Annotated in this window: 15 protein-coding genes; 7 read left to right on the top strand and 8 right to left on the bottom strand. The window is 63.1% G+C overall.

What is annotated here, in order from left to right; all coding sequences use genetic code 11:
* Positions 1-137: 137 nt before the first annotated feature.
* The 3 genes from NKI21_RS19800 to NKI21_RS19790 all read right to left on the bottom strand — a co-directional run bounded on the left by NKI21_RS19800 (position 138) and on the right by NKI21_RS19790 (position 3991).
* Positions 138-1787: a thiamine pyrophosphate-binding protein gene (locus tag NKI21_RS19800; protein ID WP_023813179.1), complete on the bottom strand. Its 1650-nt coding sequence runs from the start codon at positions 1785-1787 to the stop codon at positions 138-140.
* Positions 1784-2959 carry a CaiB/BaiF CoA transferase family protein gene (locus NKI21_RS19795; protein WP_128303462.1) on the bottom strand — a complete coding sequence of 392 codons (1176 nt, stop codon included), beginning with the start codon at positions 2957-2959 and terminating at the stop codon, positions 1784-1786. Before NKI21_RS19795 ends, NKI21_RS19800 begins: the two co-directional genes overlap by 4 nt.
* Before the next feature lie 99 nt (positions 2960-3058).
* Positions 3059-3991: an alpha/beta fold hydrolase gene (locus tag NKI21_RS19790; protein WP_352442211.1), complete on the bottom strand. Its 933-nt coding sequence runs from the start codon at positions 3989-3991 to the stop codon at positions 3059-3061.
* Between the two features lie 182 nt (positions 3992-4173).
* On the opposite strand from NKI21_RS19790, the gene NKI21_RS19785 reads away from it, so the two are divergent.
* Positions 4174-5181 (top strand): ribonuclease T2 family protein, encoded by a 1008-nt coding sequence (locus tag NKI21_RS19785; protein WP_128303464.1) that lies wholly within the window; start codon positions 4174-4176, stop codon positions 5179-5181.
* An 89-nt stretch (positions 5182-5270) separates the two neighbouring features.
* Positions 5271-5873 carry a hypothetical protein gene (locus NKI21_RS19780; protein ID WP_352442212.1) on the top strand — a complete coding sequence of 201 codons (603 nt, stop codon included), beginning with the start codon at positions 5271-5273 and terminating at the stop codon, positions 5871-5873.
* A gap of 4 nt (positions 5874-5877) precedes the next feature.
* On the opposite strand, the gene NKI21_RS19775 is transcribed toward NKI21_RS19780, so the two are convergent.
* On the bottom strand, positions 5878-7164 hold the full coding sequence (locus NKI21_RS19775) for a GGDEF domain-containing protein (RefSeq protein WP_023813174.1): 1287 nt from the start codon (positions 7162-7164) through the stop codon (positions 5878-5880).
* A 275-nt stretch (positions 7165-7439) separates the two neighbouring features.
* Here NKI21_RS19775 and ettA point away from each other — a divergent pair, with 275 nt between their 5' ends.
* The 3 genes from ettA to NKI21_RS19760 all read left to right on the top strand — a co-directional run bounded on the left by ettA (position 7440) and on the right by NKI21_RS19760 (position 11210).
* Positions 7440-9089 (top strand): energy-dependent translational throttle protein EttA, encoded by a 1650-nt coding sequence (ettA, locus tag NKI21_RS19770; protein ID WP_013530923.1) that lies wholly within the window; start codon positions 7440-7442, stop codon positions 9087-9089.
* A 46-nt stretch (positions 9090-9135) separates the two neighbouring features.
* Positions 9136-9903: a trans-aconitate 2-methyltransferase gene (tam, locus tag NKI21_RS19765; protein WP_023813173.1), complete on the top strand. Its 768-nt coding sequence runs from the start codon at positions 9136-9138 to the stop codon at positions 9901-9903.
* A 185-nt stretch (positions 9904-10088) separates the two neighbouring features.
* Positions 10089-11210, top strand: coding sequence for a beta-ketoacyl-ACP synthase III (locus tag NKI21_RS19760; protein WP_023813172.1), 1122 nt, complete (start codon positions 10089-10091; stop codon positions 11208-11210).
* Between the two features lie 10 nt (positions 11211-11220).
* Here the strand turns inward: NKI21_RS19760 and NKI21_RS19755 are convergent, their stop codons facing one another.
* A complete protein-coding gene (locus NKI21_RS19755) occupies positions 11221-11751 on the bottom strand; it encodes a methyltransferase family protein (protein WP_352442213.1) in 531 nt (176 codons plus the stop codon).
* Between the two features lie 197 nt (positions 11752-11948).
* On the opposite strand from NKI21_RS19755, the gene NKI21_RS19750 reads away from it, so the two are divergent.
* Complete coding sequence (locus NKI21_RS19750) at positions 11949-12566, top strand: MOSC domain-containing protein (RefSeq protein ID WP_352442214.1); 618 nt, start codon at positions 11949-11951, stop codon at positions 12564-12566.
* A gap of 80 nt (positions 12567-12646) precedes the next feature.
* On the opposite strand, the gene NKI21_RS19745 is transcribed toward NKI21_RS19750, so the two are convergent.
* Entirely contained in the window at positions 12647-13609 is a 963-nt protein-coding gene (locus tag NKI21_RS19745) for a D-amino acid aminotransferase (RefSeq protein ID WP_352442215.1), read from the bottom strand.
* A gap of 150 nt (positions 13610-13759) precedes the next feature.
* Here NKI21_RS19745 and NKI21_RS19740 point away from each other — a divergent pair, with 150 nt between their 5' ends.
* A complete protein-coding gene (locus tag NKI21_RS19740) occupies positions 13760-14263 on the top strand; it encodes a hypothetical protein (RefSeq protein WP_352442216.1) in 504 nt (167 codons plus the stop codon).
* 6 nt (positions 14264-14269) lie between these two features.
* Here the strand turns inward: NKI21_RS19740 and NKI21_RS19735 are convergent, their stop codons facing one another.
* Together NKI21_RS19735 and tsaA are read right to left on the bottom strand one after the other, a co-directional pair.
* Complete coding sequence (locus tag NKI21_RS19735; protein ID WP_127260329.1) at positions 14270-14584, bottom strand: DUF2293 domain-containing protein; 315 nt, start codon at positions 14582-14584, stop codon at positions 14270-14272.
* On the bottom strand, positions 14581-15120 hold the full coding sequence (gene tsaA, locus NKI21_RS19730) for a tRNA (N6-threonylcarbamoyladenosine(37)-N6)-methyltransferase TrmO (protein ID WP_352442217.1): 540 nt from the start codon (positions 15118-15120) through the stop codon (positions 14581-14583). The genes NKI21_RS19735 and tsaA overlap by 4 nt, the downstream gene beginning before the upstream one ends.
* Between the last annotated feature and the right edge of the window lie 99 nt (positions 15121-15219).

Raw genomic sequence — 15219 nt, 5'->3', positions numbered from 1 at the left:
CTCGTCGAAACCATCGAGGCAGCCGAATGCAAGAACTACTTCGAAAACGCAGGCTACGCTTCCGTCAAAATATGAAACGCTCTAGCGCAAGCCGCATGACGAAAAGGGGCGGGCGACCGCCTCTTTTTTTGTTTGGACTACGCCTTGTCGCGTATCTGCGTCATCGTCTTGGTCGGCGTGATCGCTTCGGGGTCGAGGCGGATTTCCACGATCGCCGGCTTGCCGCTGGCGCGGGCACGTTCGAAGGCGGGAGCGAAATCGGCGGTCTTGTCGACCGTTTCGCCATGGCCGCCATAGGCGCGGGCGAGAGCCGCGAAGTCGGGGTTCTTAAGATCGGTGGCGACGACGCGGCCGGGATATTCGCGCTCCTGATGCATGCGGATGGTGCCATAGATGCCGTTGTTGACGACGACCACAATGATAGGCAGGTCATACTGCACGGCGGTGGCGAATTCCTGCCCGTTCATCAGGAAGCAGCCGTCGCCGGCGAAGGCGACCACGGTGCGCTCCGGAAACAGCTCTTTGGCAGCGACGGCCGCAGGCGTGCCATAGCCCATCGAGCCCGATGTCGGCGCACCTTGAGTGGCGAAGCGGCGGAAGCGGTGGAAGCGATGCACCCAGGTCGCGTAATTGCCGGCGCCGTTGGTGAGAATGGCGTCGTCGGGCAGCATCTTTTCGAGGTAGTTCATGATCGGGCCCATCTGGACCGAGCCGGGGCCGCCTTCCGGTGGCGTCGACCAGTCGAGATAGGAGGCATGCAGCTTTGGTGTCTCGGCTGCCCAAGTCGGCTCAGAGGCCGGCTTGCGCTTGGCGAAAGCGTCGATGAAGGCAGAAGGCGAGGCGTTGATCGCCAGTGTCGGCCTGTAGACGCGGCCGAGCTCGCCAGCGTCGGCATGGACATGGACCAGTGTCTGGTCGGGGTAGGGGCTTTTCAGCAGCGTGTAGTCCGAGGACGGCATTTCGCCCATGCGGCCGCCGATCAGGAGCACGAGATCGGCCTGCTTGATCGCTGTGGCCAGCTTGGGGTTGATGCCGATGCCGACATCGCCGGCATAGTTCGGATGTAGATGATCGAACAGCATCTGCCGGCGGAAGGAACAACCGACCGGCAGCGACCACGCCTCGGCGACCGTGCGCATTTGCGCCACCGCCTCGGCGTCCCAGCGCGTGCCGCCGAGGATGACGAACGGCCGCTTGGCCTTAGCCAGCAGCTTTTCCAGCGCATCGAGCTCCGCTTCGCCCGGCCGTGTCTCAACCGGCGTGTGCGGCAAGGCGATAGGTGCTTCGACGATGCTGGTCAGCATGTCTTCGGGCAGCGAGATCACCACCGGGCCGGGCCGGCCCGATGTCGCCACCGCGAAGGCGCGGGTGACGAATTCGGGGATGCGCGAGGCGTCGTCGATCTCGACCACCCATTTGGCGATATCGCCGAAGAACCTCTTATAATCGACCTCTTGGAACGCTTCACGCTCCTTGGCGTGGCTGGCGACCTGGCCGATGAACAGGATGACGGGTATAGAATCCTGCATGGCGATGTGGATGCCGGCCGAGGCGTTGGTGGCGCCGGGGCCGCGGGTGACGAAGCAGATGCCGGGCTTCCCGGTCAGGCGGCCGTGGCAATCGGCCATCATCGCGGCACCGCCTTCCTGGCGGCAGACGATGGTGCGGATCGCAGAATCGTGCAGCGCGTCGAGCACCGCCAGATAGGATTCACCCGGCACACAATAGATGCGGTCGGTGCCGTTGGCTTCGAGCGCGTCGACGATGAGTTGTCCGCCGGTCTTCATTGTCCAGACTTCTCCAGTTCGGCAAGGATTTCTTGCGTGTGCTCGCCCAGGCGCGGCGAGGGGCGCTCATAGACCAGCGGCGTGCCCGACATCACCATCGGCGCACGCACCGAAGGCAGAAGATTGCCATGGCCGTCGTCGAGATCAAGCCGCATGCCGCGCGCGATCGTCTGCGGATCGGCAAACATCTGGCCGATCGTGTTGATCGGGCTCGCCGGCACGCTGGCCGCTTCCAGCTTGGCCAGCAGCGGATCGCGGTCAAAAACCTTCAGCGCCTCGATCATGCGCTCATGCAATTTCACCCGGTTGGCGACCCGGGCGGGGTTGGTGGCGAAGTCGGGATTGGCAGGCAGGTCGCCCAGTCCGACAGCGGCGCAGAATTTGGCGAACTGGCCGTCATTGCCGACCGCCAGGATGATGTGCCCATCCCGGACCGGCACCACCTCGTATGGGGCGATGTTCATATGCGCATTGCCCATCTGCACCGGCGATTTGCCGGAGACGAGATAGTTCAAATTCTGGTTGCCGAGCGCCGAGATCTGGGTGTCGAAGAGCGCCATGTCGACGTGCTGGCCTTCGCCGGTTTGTTCGGCATGGCGCAATGCTGCCTGGATGGCGATGACCGAATAAAGGCCGGTGAAGATGTCGGAGATGGCGACGCCCGCTTTTTGCGGCTCGCGGCCGACCTCGCCGGTGATCGACATCATGCCGGCCATGGCCTGGATGATGAAGTCGTAGCCGGCGCGCGGCGCATAGGGTCCGTCCTGGCCGAAGCCGGTGATCGAGCAATAGACGAGGCGCGGGTTGATCTTGCGCAGGCTGTCATAGTCGAGGCCGTATTTCTTCAGACCGCCGAGCTTGAAGTTCTCGATCAGCACGTCCGAGGTGGCGACCAGCCGGCGCACGGTCTCGGCCCCTTCCGGTGTCGAGAAATCGATGGCGATGGAGCGCTTGCCGCGATTGCAGGAATGGTAATAGGCGGCCGACAGGTTCTCGCCGTCCTTGCCCATGACGAAGGGTGGCCCCCATTTGCGGGTGTCGTCGCCGCCATCGGGGCTTTCGACCTTGATGACATCGGCGCCGAGATCGGCAAGCAACTGCCCGGCCCATGGCCCGGCAAGGATGCGGGCGAGTTCGACGACGCGGACGCCTTTCAGCGGGGGCTCAGCCATGGATCACCGTGGTTGCCGCAATCACCGTGACTGCTGCGAAAGCAGAGCCTCTATCAAGCCCTGCAACGGCTGTCACGGCTCTTGCAATGGGCCAATCCGTCACGCTTTGAGGACTTTGTCGGCCCAGGCGGCGAAATCATCCATGATGATGTCGCGATTCACCTCGTTCAGGCTTTCGTGGCGGGTGCCGGCGTAAACCTTTGAAACCAGATTCGAAAAGCCCATCGCGCGCATGCGGCTGGCAAGATGCGTGATCCCTTTGCCATAATCCGAGGCGGGATCTCTTTCGCCGCCGACGATGCTGATGGGCAGGTCGCGCCGGATGCCGGCAAAGCCGGCATCCTTGCCGCCGTTCAGCGCCATCGAGACCACATCGCGCCACATCGACACCGAGGCATCCCAGCCGCAGAGCGGATCGGCGATGTATTTCGCCACTTCCGCCTCGTCGCGCGACAGCCAGTCGAACAATGTGCGGTGATTGGGCACCGCCTTGCCCCAGGCCTGGAAGGTGAGCTTCGGCAGCAGACGCGATGGCACGTCGGAGCCGAGCCGCATCCGTTCCCAGGCAAGGATGCCCAGCGCCACCTGTCCGAGCAGGCCTTGGGAGAAATTGCCGTTCCAGATACCGGCGGCATGAACGCGCGGCGAGTGGCGTAACAGGTAGTTCAGCGCGACCGACGCTCCCATCGAATGACCAAACAGGATGACCGATCTGTTTGGCTGTTCGCGGGCGATAAGATCATGGATGGCGCCGACGTCGGCTATCACCTTGGCCGGGCCGTCGCTGGCGGCGAACCTGCCGAGCGGCGCGTCGGGCGCCTTGGTCGCGCCATGGCCGCGATGATCGTGGACATAGACATCGAAGCCGCGGGAGCCAAGAAAATCGGCAAAGCGGGCATAGCGCGCTGCGTGCTCGGCCAGGCCATGATTGATCTGGACGACGGCGCGTGCCCGGCCATCGGCCTGCCTGACGAAAAGATTGAGCTCGGCACCGGTTGGGGAGCGAACCACGCGCTGCTGGCTGAATGACATGCCGCTCGGTCCCGCCCTTGCATTATCGTCGTTGGCTTTGTTTGCGCCGGCCCACATTATGCGTCAATCCAGCAAACCCGCTTTTCGCGACGATGTTTCTTGCGTTTGGCCAGCAAAATATCGCAATTCTGACATGGAGACAGCTTCAGTCTGTCGCCCACTTGTCCAGCCGAGGATTTTCCATGCGCATTGGTGTCGTTTTCGGATTGGCCATGCTGGCCGCGTCGCTGGCCGGTGCCGCGCGTGCCGACGTCAAGATGAGCGGCTCCTTTGTGGCCGACGCTGCCTGTCCGGCAACGCAAGCCATCAAGAACGGCAAGAACCCCGGCAATGTCTCGACCGATGCCGGGCAGAGCTATCGGCTGCTTGCCGGCAACAAGGATACGCCGACGCATTATCTCATCCTGGTGCCGGGCGCCGATCCGGAGCGCCGCTGGGTGAAGGTCAGCTGCGGCCACGTTTCCGGCAGCAGCGCGGCGACCGTGCCGGCCGCACCTGACGGGCAAGGCAAGCCGGCGGCATCGGGGAAACCCGAATACGTCTTCGCGCTGAGCTGGCAGCCGGCGTTTTGCGAGACAAAGTCGAACAAGACCGAATGCAGGGCGCAGAGTGCTGGTGATTTCGACGCCACGCATTTCACCTTGCACGGTCTCTGGCCGCAGCCGAACGGCAATTTCTATTGCCAGGCGACGGCGAGCGACAAGGCCAACGACAATCCGGCCCACTGGAAAGACCTGCCGCCGGTCAATCTTGACGCCAACACCCGCACGGAACTCGATCAGGTGATGCCCGGCACGGCCTCCCACCTCGATCGGCATGAATGGATCAAGCACGGCACCTGCTACGGCAAGAGCCAGCAGGACTATTTCTCCGATGCGCTCAACCTGATGCGCGCGGTGAACAGCTCGCCGGTGCGCGAACTCTTTGCCAAGAACATCGGCGGCAAGCTGACGGCGGACCAGATCCGCGGCGCTTTCGACACTGCCTTCGGGGCGGGAGCAGGGGATCGCGTGCGCGTTTCCTGCGTCATCGATCCGTCGAGCGGCAGGCGGCTGATCGGCGAACTGACGCTCGGCCTCGCGGGTCCGATCGGGCCCAACAGCTCGCTTAAGGATCTGCTGCTGGCTTCGGTGCCGACCAACAAGGCCGGCTGCCCGACAGGCAATGTCGACGCGATCGGCTTCCAGTAACTCTCAACAGAGATACCGGACTGTCGCGCTGCCGCGCCCTGGTGCTATGCTGCGAGCGCATCATTCTGGCGGGGGCGGCAATGGATGGCATGACGAGCAGCGCGCTGGCGCGGCTGGCTTTCTGGGCCAAGGGCATGGTCTCGATAAACGATGCCCGCATGGAATGGCCGGGCTTTTCGTATACCGACGCCGAGTGGGCACGCATGCGGACGCTCTCCGAACCGATCGGCGTCGGCACCTACCAGCTGTTCACGATCGTCAATGCGGCGATCTTCATCACGATCGCGGCGATCGGCATTTTCGGTGTCTTCCTGCCGCTGGCGACGCTGCTGTTTCCCATAGCGGCGGAAACCAGCGCGCTGAAGTTTTCGCTCCTGCTGGCCGCTTGCGCTTTCCTGATCATCGGGCTCGGTCTGCCGATCTCGATGCACCTTTCGGCCATGCTGGTGGGCGGCAAGACGGTGCGGGCGGTGCTGGTTCCAGCACTCGGCGACGAGGCGTTGGCGTCAAAAGTGTCCTGGCAGATCAACCGCATCATGCTGGTCATGTGCGGCTTGCTGGTGCCGGGCATCCTGCTGTTCATTGCCTACGATATCCAGGCCGGGCCGATCATCACGGTGCTGAAATGGCTGGCGATCGCGCTGATGGCGGTTTCGACCGTGACGGGCTTTCGACGGCAGAGGAATTCGTAACGAACTAGATCTGTGCGGATTTGGTCCGCGCAGCGGCTGTGTCGGCTTCTTGGCCGCCCGGCTCGCCGACGACGCGATCGCGGCCGGTCGACTTCGCCTTGTAGAGACGCTGGTCGGCAAGCGCGAACAGGTCGGCAAGGCAGCGCGTGGTTTCGCTGACGCTGGAAACGCCAGCGCTGACGGTGAGCTCGAAGCGACTGGTGGCGGCCGAGCCCTTGACCGCGTGGCGAATGCTTTCGCCGAACAGCCTGGCGACCGAGTGCGGACGCGAACTGAGGATGGCGAATTCCTCGCCGCCGATGCGGAACACCTGGTCCTCGGCGCTTGCCGTCTCGCCAAGCAGGGCCGCGACCGCCTTCAACACCTTGTCGCCTTCGGCATGGCCGAAACGGTCATTGATCGATTTGAAATGGTCGACATCGATGATCAGCAGGCTGAGCGGCCTGGCGGTGCGCAGGCTGGCCTGGACGGCGGCTTCACCGTCGGCGTCGAAGCGCCCGCGGTGCAGCAGGCCGGTCAGGCCGTCCCGCCCGACATGTTCGACCAGCGCTTCGTAGCGTTCGCGATAGGTCAGCGTATCGAAGATATCGGTCAATCCGCGCGGCGCGGTGACTTGGCGCTCCTCGAACCATTTGAGATAGGCGACGAGCATGGTGCTGAACGTCACCGCCGCCGCCATCTTGGCGAACCAGCCGCCGAAAAAGACGGCTATCGGCGCGCCGGCAACGAAATGCAGGGCGGTGAAAAACCCGGCCTGGTCGAATGTCAGCACGCAAGCGACCGAAATCAGGATGCGCGCGAACGGCGCCTTGCGCAGATAACGCCCGAGCTTTTCATAAAGCAGGATGATCAGGATGGCATCGACGAACAGCAGCGTCGTGCCCCACACCATCAGCCAGCCCATCTGGTCGATGAAGCCGATGTCTGGGAGCCTGCCGTCGGGAAGTGCCGCGATGACGTGCAGGCGCAGCAGCAGCACCAGCCCGATCATCAGCGCATTGCCGAGCAGCAGGCCGTAGATCGGCTGACGCACAGTTGCAGCGTCCTCTTTCATATAGAGCAGCAAAAGCATCACCAGCTTGCCGGAAAACAGCACCGCCGAGCCAGGCGAGACCATGCCGAACGGCAAGGCGACATAAAAAACGCTGGCGAGGTAGGTCTCGAGGAAGTGCATGACACCGAGCGCGCAGATGAACACGCCGAGGCCGATGCGCCTCCGGAAGCGGAAAAGCGTCACCATGACGCTGAAATAGACGACCGCTTCGGCAAGGAGCAGGAAACTGTTCAGCAATGCCGTCGACCCGATCTCTTTCTCGAAATCGCGAATAGCGAGCGATTCCACTCCGATCCTGTTTTGACGCCGAAGAGTTAACCGGAGATTTCAGCACGCTTCGTGCTGGTGGAAAACTTCGGCGGTTGGCGGACACTTCCGCGTGTGACCGGGCAGATATGGCAAAAGCGATTGCCGTTCGCCGCCGCATCGCCTACATAGCGGCCAACCTCCACTCAATTCGACAGATCCAGTCAGTTTTCTGGGCCAGTCAGTTTTTTTCAGGGAAAGCGCGCGTGGCACGCCAGTTCATCTATCACATGGCCGGCCTCAACAAGGCCTATGGCACCAAGAAGGTGCTCGAGAATGTCCATCTCTCCTTCTATCCCGACGCCAAGATCGGCATCCTCGGCCCCAACGGTTCGGGCAAGTCGACGATCCTCAAGATCATGGCCGGGCTCGACAAGGAGTGGAACGGCGAAGCCTGGCTGGCCGAAGGCGCAACCGTCGGCTACCTGGCGCAGGAGCCGGCGCTCGATCCGGACAAGACCGTGTTCGAAAACATCATGGAAGGCGTCGCCGCCAAGACCGCGATCATCGAACGCTATAACGAATTGATGATGAACTACTCCGACGAGACGGCCGACGAGTCGGCCAAGCTTCAGGACGAGATGGACCGGCTCAACCTGTGGGATCTCGAACAGCAGGTCGAGATGGCGATGGAAGCGCTGGGCTGCCCGCCCAAGGATTCGGAAGTCACCAAGCTTTCGGGCGGCGAGCGGCGCCGCGTCGCGCTTTGCCAACTCTTGCTGCGCCAGCCCGACCTTTTGCTGCTCGACGAACCGACCAACCATCTCGACGCCGAAACCACGGCGTGGCTGGAAAAGCATTTGCGTGCCTATCCGGGCGCCGTGATGATCATCACCCACGATCGCTACTTCCTCGACAACGTCACCGGCTGGATCCTCGAACTCGATCGCGGCCGCGGCATTCCCTATGAGGGCAACTACACCAAATACCTCGAAGCCAAGGCCAAGCGGCTCAAGCAGGAAGGCCGCGAGGACGATGCCCGCCAGCGCGCCATCGGCCGCGAGCGCGAATGGATCCAGTCGAGCCCGAAGGCCCGCCAGACGAAGTCCAAGGCGCGTATCCAGGCGTTCCAGGATCTTTTGGATGCAGCCGACAAGCGGCGTCCGAGCGATACGCAGATCGTCATCCCGCATGGCGAGCGGCTCGGCAATGTGGTGATCGAGGCGGAAGGCCTGTCGAAGGGCTTTGGCGACACGCTTTTGATCGACGGCCTGGAATTCAAGCTGCCGCCCGGCGGCATCGTCGGCGTCATCGGCCCGAACGGCGCCGGCAAGACGACGCTGTTTCGCATGATCACCGGCCAGGAAAAGCCGGATGCGGGCTCAGTGCGCGTCGGCGAAACGGTGAAGCTCGGCTATGTCGACCAGAGCCGCGATGCGCTCGATCCGTCAAAGACGGTATGGGAAGAGATTTCCGGCGGCGCAGAAGTGGTCAAGCTCGGCAAATTCGAGGCCAACACGCGTGCCTATTGCGCGTCGTTCAACTTCCGTGGCGGCGACCAGCAGCAGAAGGTCGGCAATCTGTCCGGCGGCCAGCGCAACCGCGTGCATCTGGCCAAGATGCTGAAGACCGGCGGCAATGTGCTGCTGCTCGACGAACCGACCAACGATCTCGACACCGAAACGCTGGCGGCACTCGAAGACGCGCTGGAAAACTTCGGCGGCTGCGCCGTCATCATCTCGCACGATCGCATGTTCCTCGATCGCCTGGCGACGCACATCCTCGCCTTCGAGGGCGACAGCCATGTCGAATGGTTCGAGGGCAATTTCGAGGATTACGAGCAGGACAAGATCCGCCGCCTCGGGCCGGATGCCGTCAACCCGCACCGCATGACCTACAAGAGGCTGACGCGGTAAGGGGTTTTCCGGGCGGCGAATTCTCAAGAAGACGTGAGGAGTTCACATGGCTGATTGGTCCGCCGCCCAATATCTGAAATTCGAGGACGAGCGCACGCGGCCCGCGCGAGACCTGGTGGCACAGGTGCCGGTGGACTTCCCGCGCCGGGTCGTCGACATCGGCTGCGGGCCGGGCAACTCGACCGAGCTGCTCGTCGAGCGCTGGCCGGATGCGCAGGTGAGCGGCTTCGACACTTCGCCCGACATGATCGAGAAGGCGAGGGCGCGTCTGCCCGAGGTCACCTTTGATCTGGCCGATGCCTCCAAATGGCAGCCGGCGGAGCCGGTCGACGTGATCTTCGCCAATGCGGTGTTCCAGTGGCTGCCCGAGCATCCCGCTGTGTTCCAGCGGCTGATGGGTTTTCTTGCGCCAGGCGGCGCGCTGGCCATCCAGATGCCCGACAATATGGGCGAGGACTCGCACCGCCTGATGCGTGAAACCGCCGCCGAAATGCCGTTTGCCGAAAAGCTCAAGGGCGCGGCACGCGGGCCGTTGCCGCCGGTGTCGTTCTATTATGATCTTCTGTCGCCGCTCAGCGATCGGCTGGATATCTGGCACACCATCTACAACCACCCGCTTGCCGATGCGCAGGCGATCGTCGAATGGGTGAAGTCGACGGGCCTGAAACCGTTCCTCGATCCGCTGGGTGCCGATGAGCGGACGCTGTTCCTCGAATGTTACACGGCCAAGATCGCCAAGGCCTATCCGAAGACGGCTGATGGCAAGGTGCTCTTGCGCTTTCCGCGCATTTTCATTGTCGCAAAACGAGCTTGATTATCCGTGTTGCGCGGCGTCTTAGGGCCGCTTGGCTTTGCCTGTGGCCATGTCAAGGATCGGCTTAAGTCGGCCCAGATCTTTGGTTTAAGCCGGCGTAAACCGCCTCGGTGAGAAAACTGTTGCGCCGGAGCATTCCGGCGCCCACATGAAGCCGCAGCGCCTGCGGATGGGACGGACTGGACATGCATCGCGTCATCATCAGCGGCATCGGCGTTGAAATCCCCGAACCCACAATCACCAATGAAGAACTGGTCGCCAGCTTCAATGCCTGGGTCGACACGGAAAATGCGCGCCGCCAGGATACTGGCGAGCCGCCGCTGCCGAAATCGGACAGCGACTTCATCGTCCACGCCTCGGGCGTGCGCACCCGCCATGTCATCGAGCGCGAGGGCATTCTCGATCCGACCCGGATGGCGCCGCGCATTCCGGCGCGGCCCGACGACGCGCTGTCGCTGGAGGCGGAGTTCGGCATCGCCTCGGCGAAGAAGGCGCTCGACCACGCCGGGCTGCAGCCGTCGGATATCGACCTGGTGATCTGCTCGGCCTCGCATCACCAGCGGCCCTATCCGGCGATCGCCATCGAAATGCAGGAGGCGTTGGGCACCAAGGGCGCCGGCTTCGACATGGGGCTTGGCTGTTCCTCGGCCGCGGCCGCCTTGCACGTCGCCGTCAACCTGGTGCGGTCGGGCGCGCACAAACGCATCCTGGTGACGACGCCGGAGATCATCACCGGGCATCTCAATTTCCGCGACCGGCAGACGCATTTCATCTTCGGCGACGCTTCGGTGTCGATGGTGGTCGAAGGCCTGGCCAAGGGCGACAAGCGGCCGGGGCGCTTCGAGGTGCTCGACACGCGCGTCTGGACGCAGATGTCGAACAACATCCGCACCAATCTGGGCTATCACACCCGCACCGCCCAGGAAGATCCTTACATGATCAACCTGGAAGGCAATCTGATCAAGCAGGTCGGCAACAAGGTGTTCAAGGAAGTCACCGTCGCCGGGCAAAAATTCATCGTCGAATTCCTCGCCGAGCACGGGCTGACGCCGCAGGCGATCAGGCGCTTCTGGCTGCATCAGGCCAATGCGCGCATGAATGCGATGATCCTGAAACTGTCGTTCGGCCACGAAGTCGACCACGACCGCGCGCCGATGGTGCTGGAGCGGCTGGGCAACACGGCGGGCGCCGGCGCCATCGTCGCGCTGTCGGAGAACCACGCCGACATGAAGCCCGGCGATTTCGGCCTGATCTGCGCCTTTGGCGCGGGGTATTCGATAGGTGGTGCGCTGTTGCGGATGCTTTAAGCTTGTCTGGTCAAGCTGGTGCGAACGGGCACTGCCCAACTCGCCGCGTAGGAAGCTTTCTTCCAGTCTTGCCTTGGTCACGATGCCGATGATGAGCAGGGCGGTTCCGGCTATGCCCCAGAGGGTGCCCTTGGCCGCCATGGTGGCGAGGATCGCCAGGCAGCAATCCGGTGTAGATCGGATGCCGGACAACGCCATACGGGCCGGTATTGATGACCCGATGCCCGGCCTTGGCGGTGATGGCGCCCGACCACAGCCTGCCGAGATGCAGGCGCGCCCACCAGGCAAAGGCGATGCCGATGGCGATCAGGGCGACACAGATCCAGGCTTCGGAGAGATCAGGCATCCACAGCCTGAGCCGGCCTTCATAGCCGTGCGCCGGAATGAACAGCAGCACCGCGCCGGCCAGCCATAGACCCCGATAGCGGGCCTCCGCCCTGAACCCGGCGCGCTTCTGGGCAGGGTCGGACCACAGGGCGGCGACGGCCCAGATTCCTGCCCAGATCAACCAAAGCAACGTGATTGCCGTCACAGGTCGCATGATCAGCCTCCGCAAACTGTCTGGACGTAACCATGAAACCGGCACCGCGCGGCGGCAATGCGGCGCGAAATCGATGAAAGGTAAGAAAAGCGTGATCGCGATCCTATCGGTGCTGTTGATCGGACGATCAGCACTTTCGACTGGACGCCTCGGAGCCCGCCCGGCTAACTCGTCGAATGACGATTGGAAAGAACGCCATGTCGGATCTCTTCCCCGAGGCTGAAAAGCCGGTTGAAATCATCCCCGCGCGAAAGCTTGCCGCCAGGGCGGCAGCGCTTTACGTGGCGCCGGCGGATCATTTTCAGACCCGCCCGGTGGACGAATTGCGGCTGGGTTTCGACGGCATTTCAGGCGATTTCCATGCCGGACCGACACGGCGCTCGGGCGGGCGCGAGCCCTGGTATCCGCGCGGCACGGAAATACGCAACGAACGGCAATTGTCCGTCGTGGCGGCGGACGAGCTGGCGGTTGTCGCCGAACGCATGGGCCTGGCCGAGATCAGGCCGGAGTGGATCGGCGCCAATCTTGTGATCGAAGGGGTGCCGAACCTCTCCATGCTGCCGGCCGGCACGCTGCTGTTCTTCAAGGGCGGCGTCACCATCAAGGTCGACGCACAGAACGGCCCGTGCCGCATCGCCGGCCGGTCGATCGCCGAAAACGCCGGATTGGCCGACGTCGGAGCCGGCGCGCTGTTGTTCCCGAAAGTCGCGAAACGGCTGCGCGGCGTCGTCGCCTGGGTCGAGAAGCCGGGAACGGTCATGGCCGGCGAAGAAATCTCGGTGCGCGTGCCGGAGCAGTGGATCTATCAAGCCTGAGGGCAGGCTGCGCTGCCCATGGAGCGTAGCAAAAGTGGTGGCCTCAATCCTTGCGGTTTTTCTCGAGACCTTGCTGACTATCAGGGATAATTCACAGGGCTCGACCACGCCGGATCCTCGTGCTTCTCCCAATAGAGCGCCATCAGCCGGCTGGTGATCGCGCCGACCTTGCCGTCGGCGATCCGAACACCGTCGATCTCCGTCACCGGCATGATGCCGCCTGCGGTCGAGGTGATGAAAACCTCGTCTGCCTCGTGCAATGCGGCAACGCTGACATCGGTGGCGGTGGCTGCAAGACCTTCTTCGGCGCACAGATCAAAGACAGTGCGGCGGGTGATGCCGGGCAGCACACCGATGGAAGGCGTCGACAGTTTGCCATCCTTGACGCAGAAGACGTTGAAGCCCGGGCCTTCGGCGACATTGCCGTTGAAGTCCAGAAGCAACGCAGTCTCGGCGCCGCGATCATAGGCATCGTAGAGGCCGCGCACCAGATCGAGCCAGTGGTAGTTCTTGATCGCCGGATCGATCGAGGCCGGCGGAATGCGCACCTTGTCGCTGATGGCGACACGCAGGCCGCGATGCAGCTGCTCGGCATTGGCGACCGAGCCGAACGGCACGGCGAACGCCATGAAGCGGTTGAGTGCCTGGCGCGGGTCGCGGCTGAAAGTCGGGGAGGCGCCGCGCGTGCACAGCATCTCGACATAGGCGGCGCGATGACCCGACAGCGCCACGCAATTGTGCAGGATTTCGGCCACGCCTTTGCGGTCGAAGGGAATGGTCATGCGCAGTTTTTCCAGCCCGCCGAAGAAGCGGTCGAGATGCAAATCGAGGCGGAAGAAGCGGCCATTCCAGACATGCACGGTGTCGTAGGTTGCGTCGGAATGCAGAAAGCCCCAGTCCAGAACCGAGATCTTGGCCTGCGACATCGGCAAATATTGGCCGTCGAGGAAAGCGACGCCCTCGGGGTAGGAGTGCGGGTCGACATGGCGGTCGCCAACTATGGGCAGTTGCTTCTCGTCCTGTGTTGCCATCGTCCGGCTCATCGAGGCCTCCTGTCAAGCAGGCGAGAGGCTAGCGGCGCTGGGCAGAAGGCATAGAGCCACCCGCCCGGCGCTGTTCGGCCTCCATGACGATCTGGCCGATACATTCGATCGCGATTGCCCTATCGTTCCGGGTCTGAACGGGAGGGGAAAATGGGCAGGTTTGGGGCCGTCACAGCGGCAATGATGATGTTCGCCGCCGCGGGCCAAGCCAGCGCCCAGTGCCCACGCGAAGGCGAGGAATTGTGCCAGAGCGGCCAGACCTATCGCTGCGAGAAAACCGGCAGCGAATTGACGTCGATCTTCCAGAACGTGCCTTGCGCGGTGAATGTGCCGACGCTGAGCGGCACCTGGCTCGGCAGCGGCCACCAGAGCCCGGCCGGCGATGCCGGAGCTGATTGGGCGATCGCCATGACGATCAATGATGGGGGTGCGTCCATCGACTATCCGTCGCTCGGCTGCGGCGGATCCCTGTCGCAGACGTCCAGGGACGACATTTCGGCGGAATACCACGAGAGCATCACCTACGGGCAGGACAAGTGCATCGACGGCGGCAACATCACGGTCAGGTTTTTCAAGGGAAATCTGTCCTGGACTTGGGTCGGCCAGGCCGACGGCCAGCCTTATAATGCGGTCGCAGTGCTAAAGCGGAAGTAGCCGTGGTCATTCCTCCTCGTCGTCGGCGTCGAGCAGGCGGGTTGCGCGCCAGCGGGTGAGCACGATGTTGGTCTGCTCGATGACGAAGAAACGCGCCGAGTCGCGGTCATAGCCTTCGCTGAGCAGTTTTTCGTAATCGGTGTGCATGTGGCGGATATGGGCAATGGTCGCCAGCCATACGGCGATGCCCGGCGGCAGGGTCTTCATGTGAACCGCGCCGGCGTCGGTGCGGATCTTCTCCATATCGGCATAGGGCGCCAGCGGCAGAAGTGCGGTCAGCGCCTTGGCGATGGCGCGGCGGCGGCCGGTCGGCGCTGTCATCGCCGGATCCCATTGGGCTCGTCGCGCCCTTCGATGGTCGCCTCTGATATGGCGTCGGTCGAGGCGAAATAGGGTTTTAGGTCGATGACCGGCGTGCCGTCGAGCACGTCGATGGCGTCGAGATCGATGCGGCCGGTTTCGATGTTGACGGCAATCAGCCTGGCGATGTGCAGCCCGATGGGGTTCGGGCGGGCAGGGGAGCGCAGCGCAAATACACCTTTCGCTTCAACGGCATGGCGCGGTCTCTGCACAATCAGAGTCCGCGGCGCATGATGCAGCCAGGATAGGATGATGACGTGGCTGGCGCGCTCCAGCCCCTGCAGGCCCCTTCGGTAGGGCGCGTCGATGGTCAGCACCGCCTTCTGTCCGGTCTCGCGCGCGACGCGCATGTTCTTCGGGCAGGTTTCGCGCGTCGTCCACGGCGAGGCAATGCGGCCGATGAAGACGATGCCGCCATCAGGCGGCATCAGGGCCGGATCGTTTTCCAGCCTCTGCTCCCCTTCGCGCGCCTCAAACATCTCACGCGTTTCAGTCATGGCCCGCGTCTCTTAAAACGCCACACGAGCGGCATTTTCTGGTCCGGAAGCGACATAGCGCTTGCAAGGTTTCGAAAACCGACATAAACATATGTTTAT

This window comes from Mesorhizobium sp. M0715 (assembly GCF_040320355.1).
Classification (GTDB): Bacteria; Pseudomonadota; Alphaproteobacteria; order Rhizobiales; family Rhizobiaceae; genus Mesorhizobium.
The sequence above is the reverse complement of the archived record's forward strand: the minus strand, read 5'-3'. Positions and strand labels throughout refer to the sequence as shown.

Excerpts from the sequence above, each read along its gene's own strand:
- NKI21_RS19795 (WP_128303462.1), bottom strand. The coding sequence starts at position 2,959 with ATGGCTGAGCCCCCGCTGAAAGGCGTCCGCGTCGTCGAACTCGCCCGC.
- NKI21_RS19760 (WP_023813172.1), top strand. The coding sequence starts at position 10,089 with ATGCATCGCGTCATCATCAGCGGCATCGGCGTTGAAATCCCCGAACCC.
- NKI21_RS19800 (WP_023813179.1), bottom strand. The coding sequence starts at position 1,787 with ATGAAGACCGGCGGACAACTCATCGTCGACGCGCTCGAAGCCAACGGC.
- NKI21_RS19735 (WP_127260329.1), bottom strand. The coding sequence starts at position 14,584 with ATGACAGCGCCGACCGGCCGCCGCCGCGCCATCGCCAAGGCGCTGACC.
- NKI21_RS19745 (WP_352442215.1), bottom strand. The coding sequence starts at position 13,609 with ATGAGCCGGACGATGGCAACACAGGACGAGAAGCAACTGCCCATAGTT.
- NKI21_RS19755 (WP_352442213.1), bottom strand. The coding sequence starts at position 11,751 with ATGCGACCTGTGACGGCAATCACGTTGCTTTGGTTGATCTGGGCAGGA.
- tam (WP_023813173.1), top strand. The coding sequence starts at position 9,136 with ATGGCTGATTGGTCCGCCGCCCAATATCTGAAATTCGAGGACGAGCGC.
- NKI21_RS19740 (WP_352442216.1), top strand. The coding sequence starts at position 13,760 with ATGGGCAGGTTTGGGGCCGTCACAGCGGCAATGATGATGTTCGCCGCC.
- NKI21_RS19780 (WP_352442212.1), top strand. The coding sequence starts at position 5,271 with ATGACGAGCAGCGCGCTGGCGCGGCTGGCTTTCTGGGCCAAGGGCATG.
- NKI21_RS19785 (WP_128303464.1), top strand. The coding sequence starts at position 4,174 with ATGCGCATTGGTGTCGTTTTCGGATTGGCCATGCTGGCCGCGTCGCTG.
- NKI21_RS19750 (WP_352442214.1), top strand. The coding sequence starts at position 11,949 with ATGTCGGATCTCTTCCCCGAGGCTGAAAAGCCGGTTGAAATCATCCCC.
- tsaA (WP_352442217.1), bottom strand. The coding sequence starts at position 15,120 with ATGACTGAAACGCGTGAGATGTTTGAGGCGCGCGAAGGGGAGCAGAGG.
- NKI21_RS19790 (WP_352442211.1), bottom strand. The coding sequence starts at position 3,991 with ATGTCATTCAGCCAGCAGCGCGTGGTTCGCTCCCCAACCGGTGCCGAG.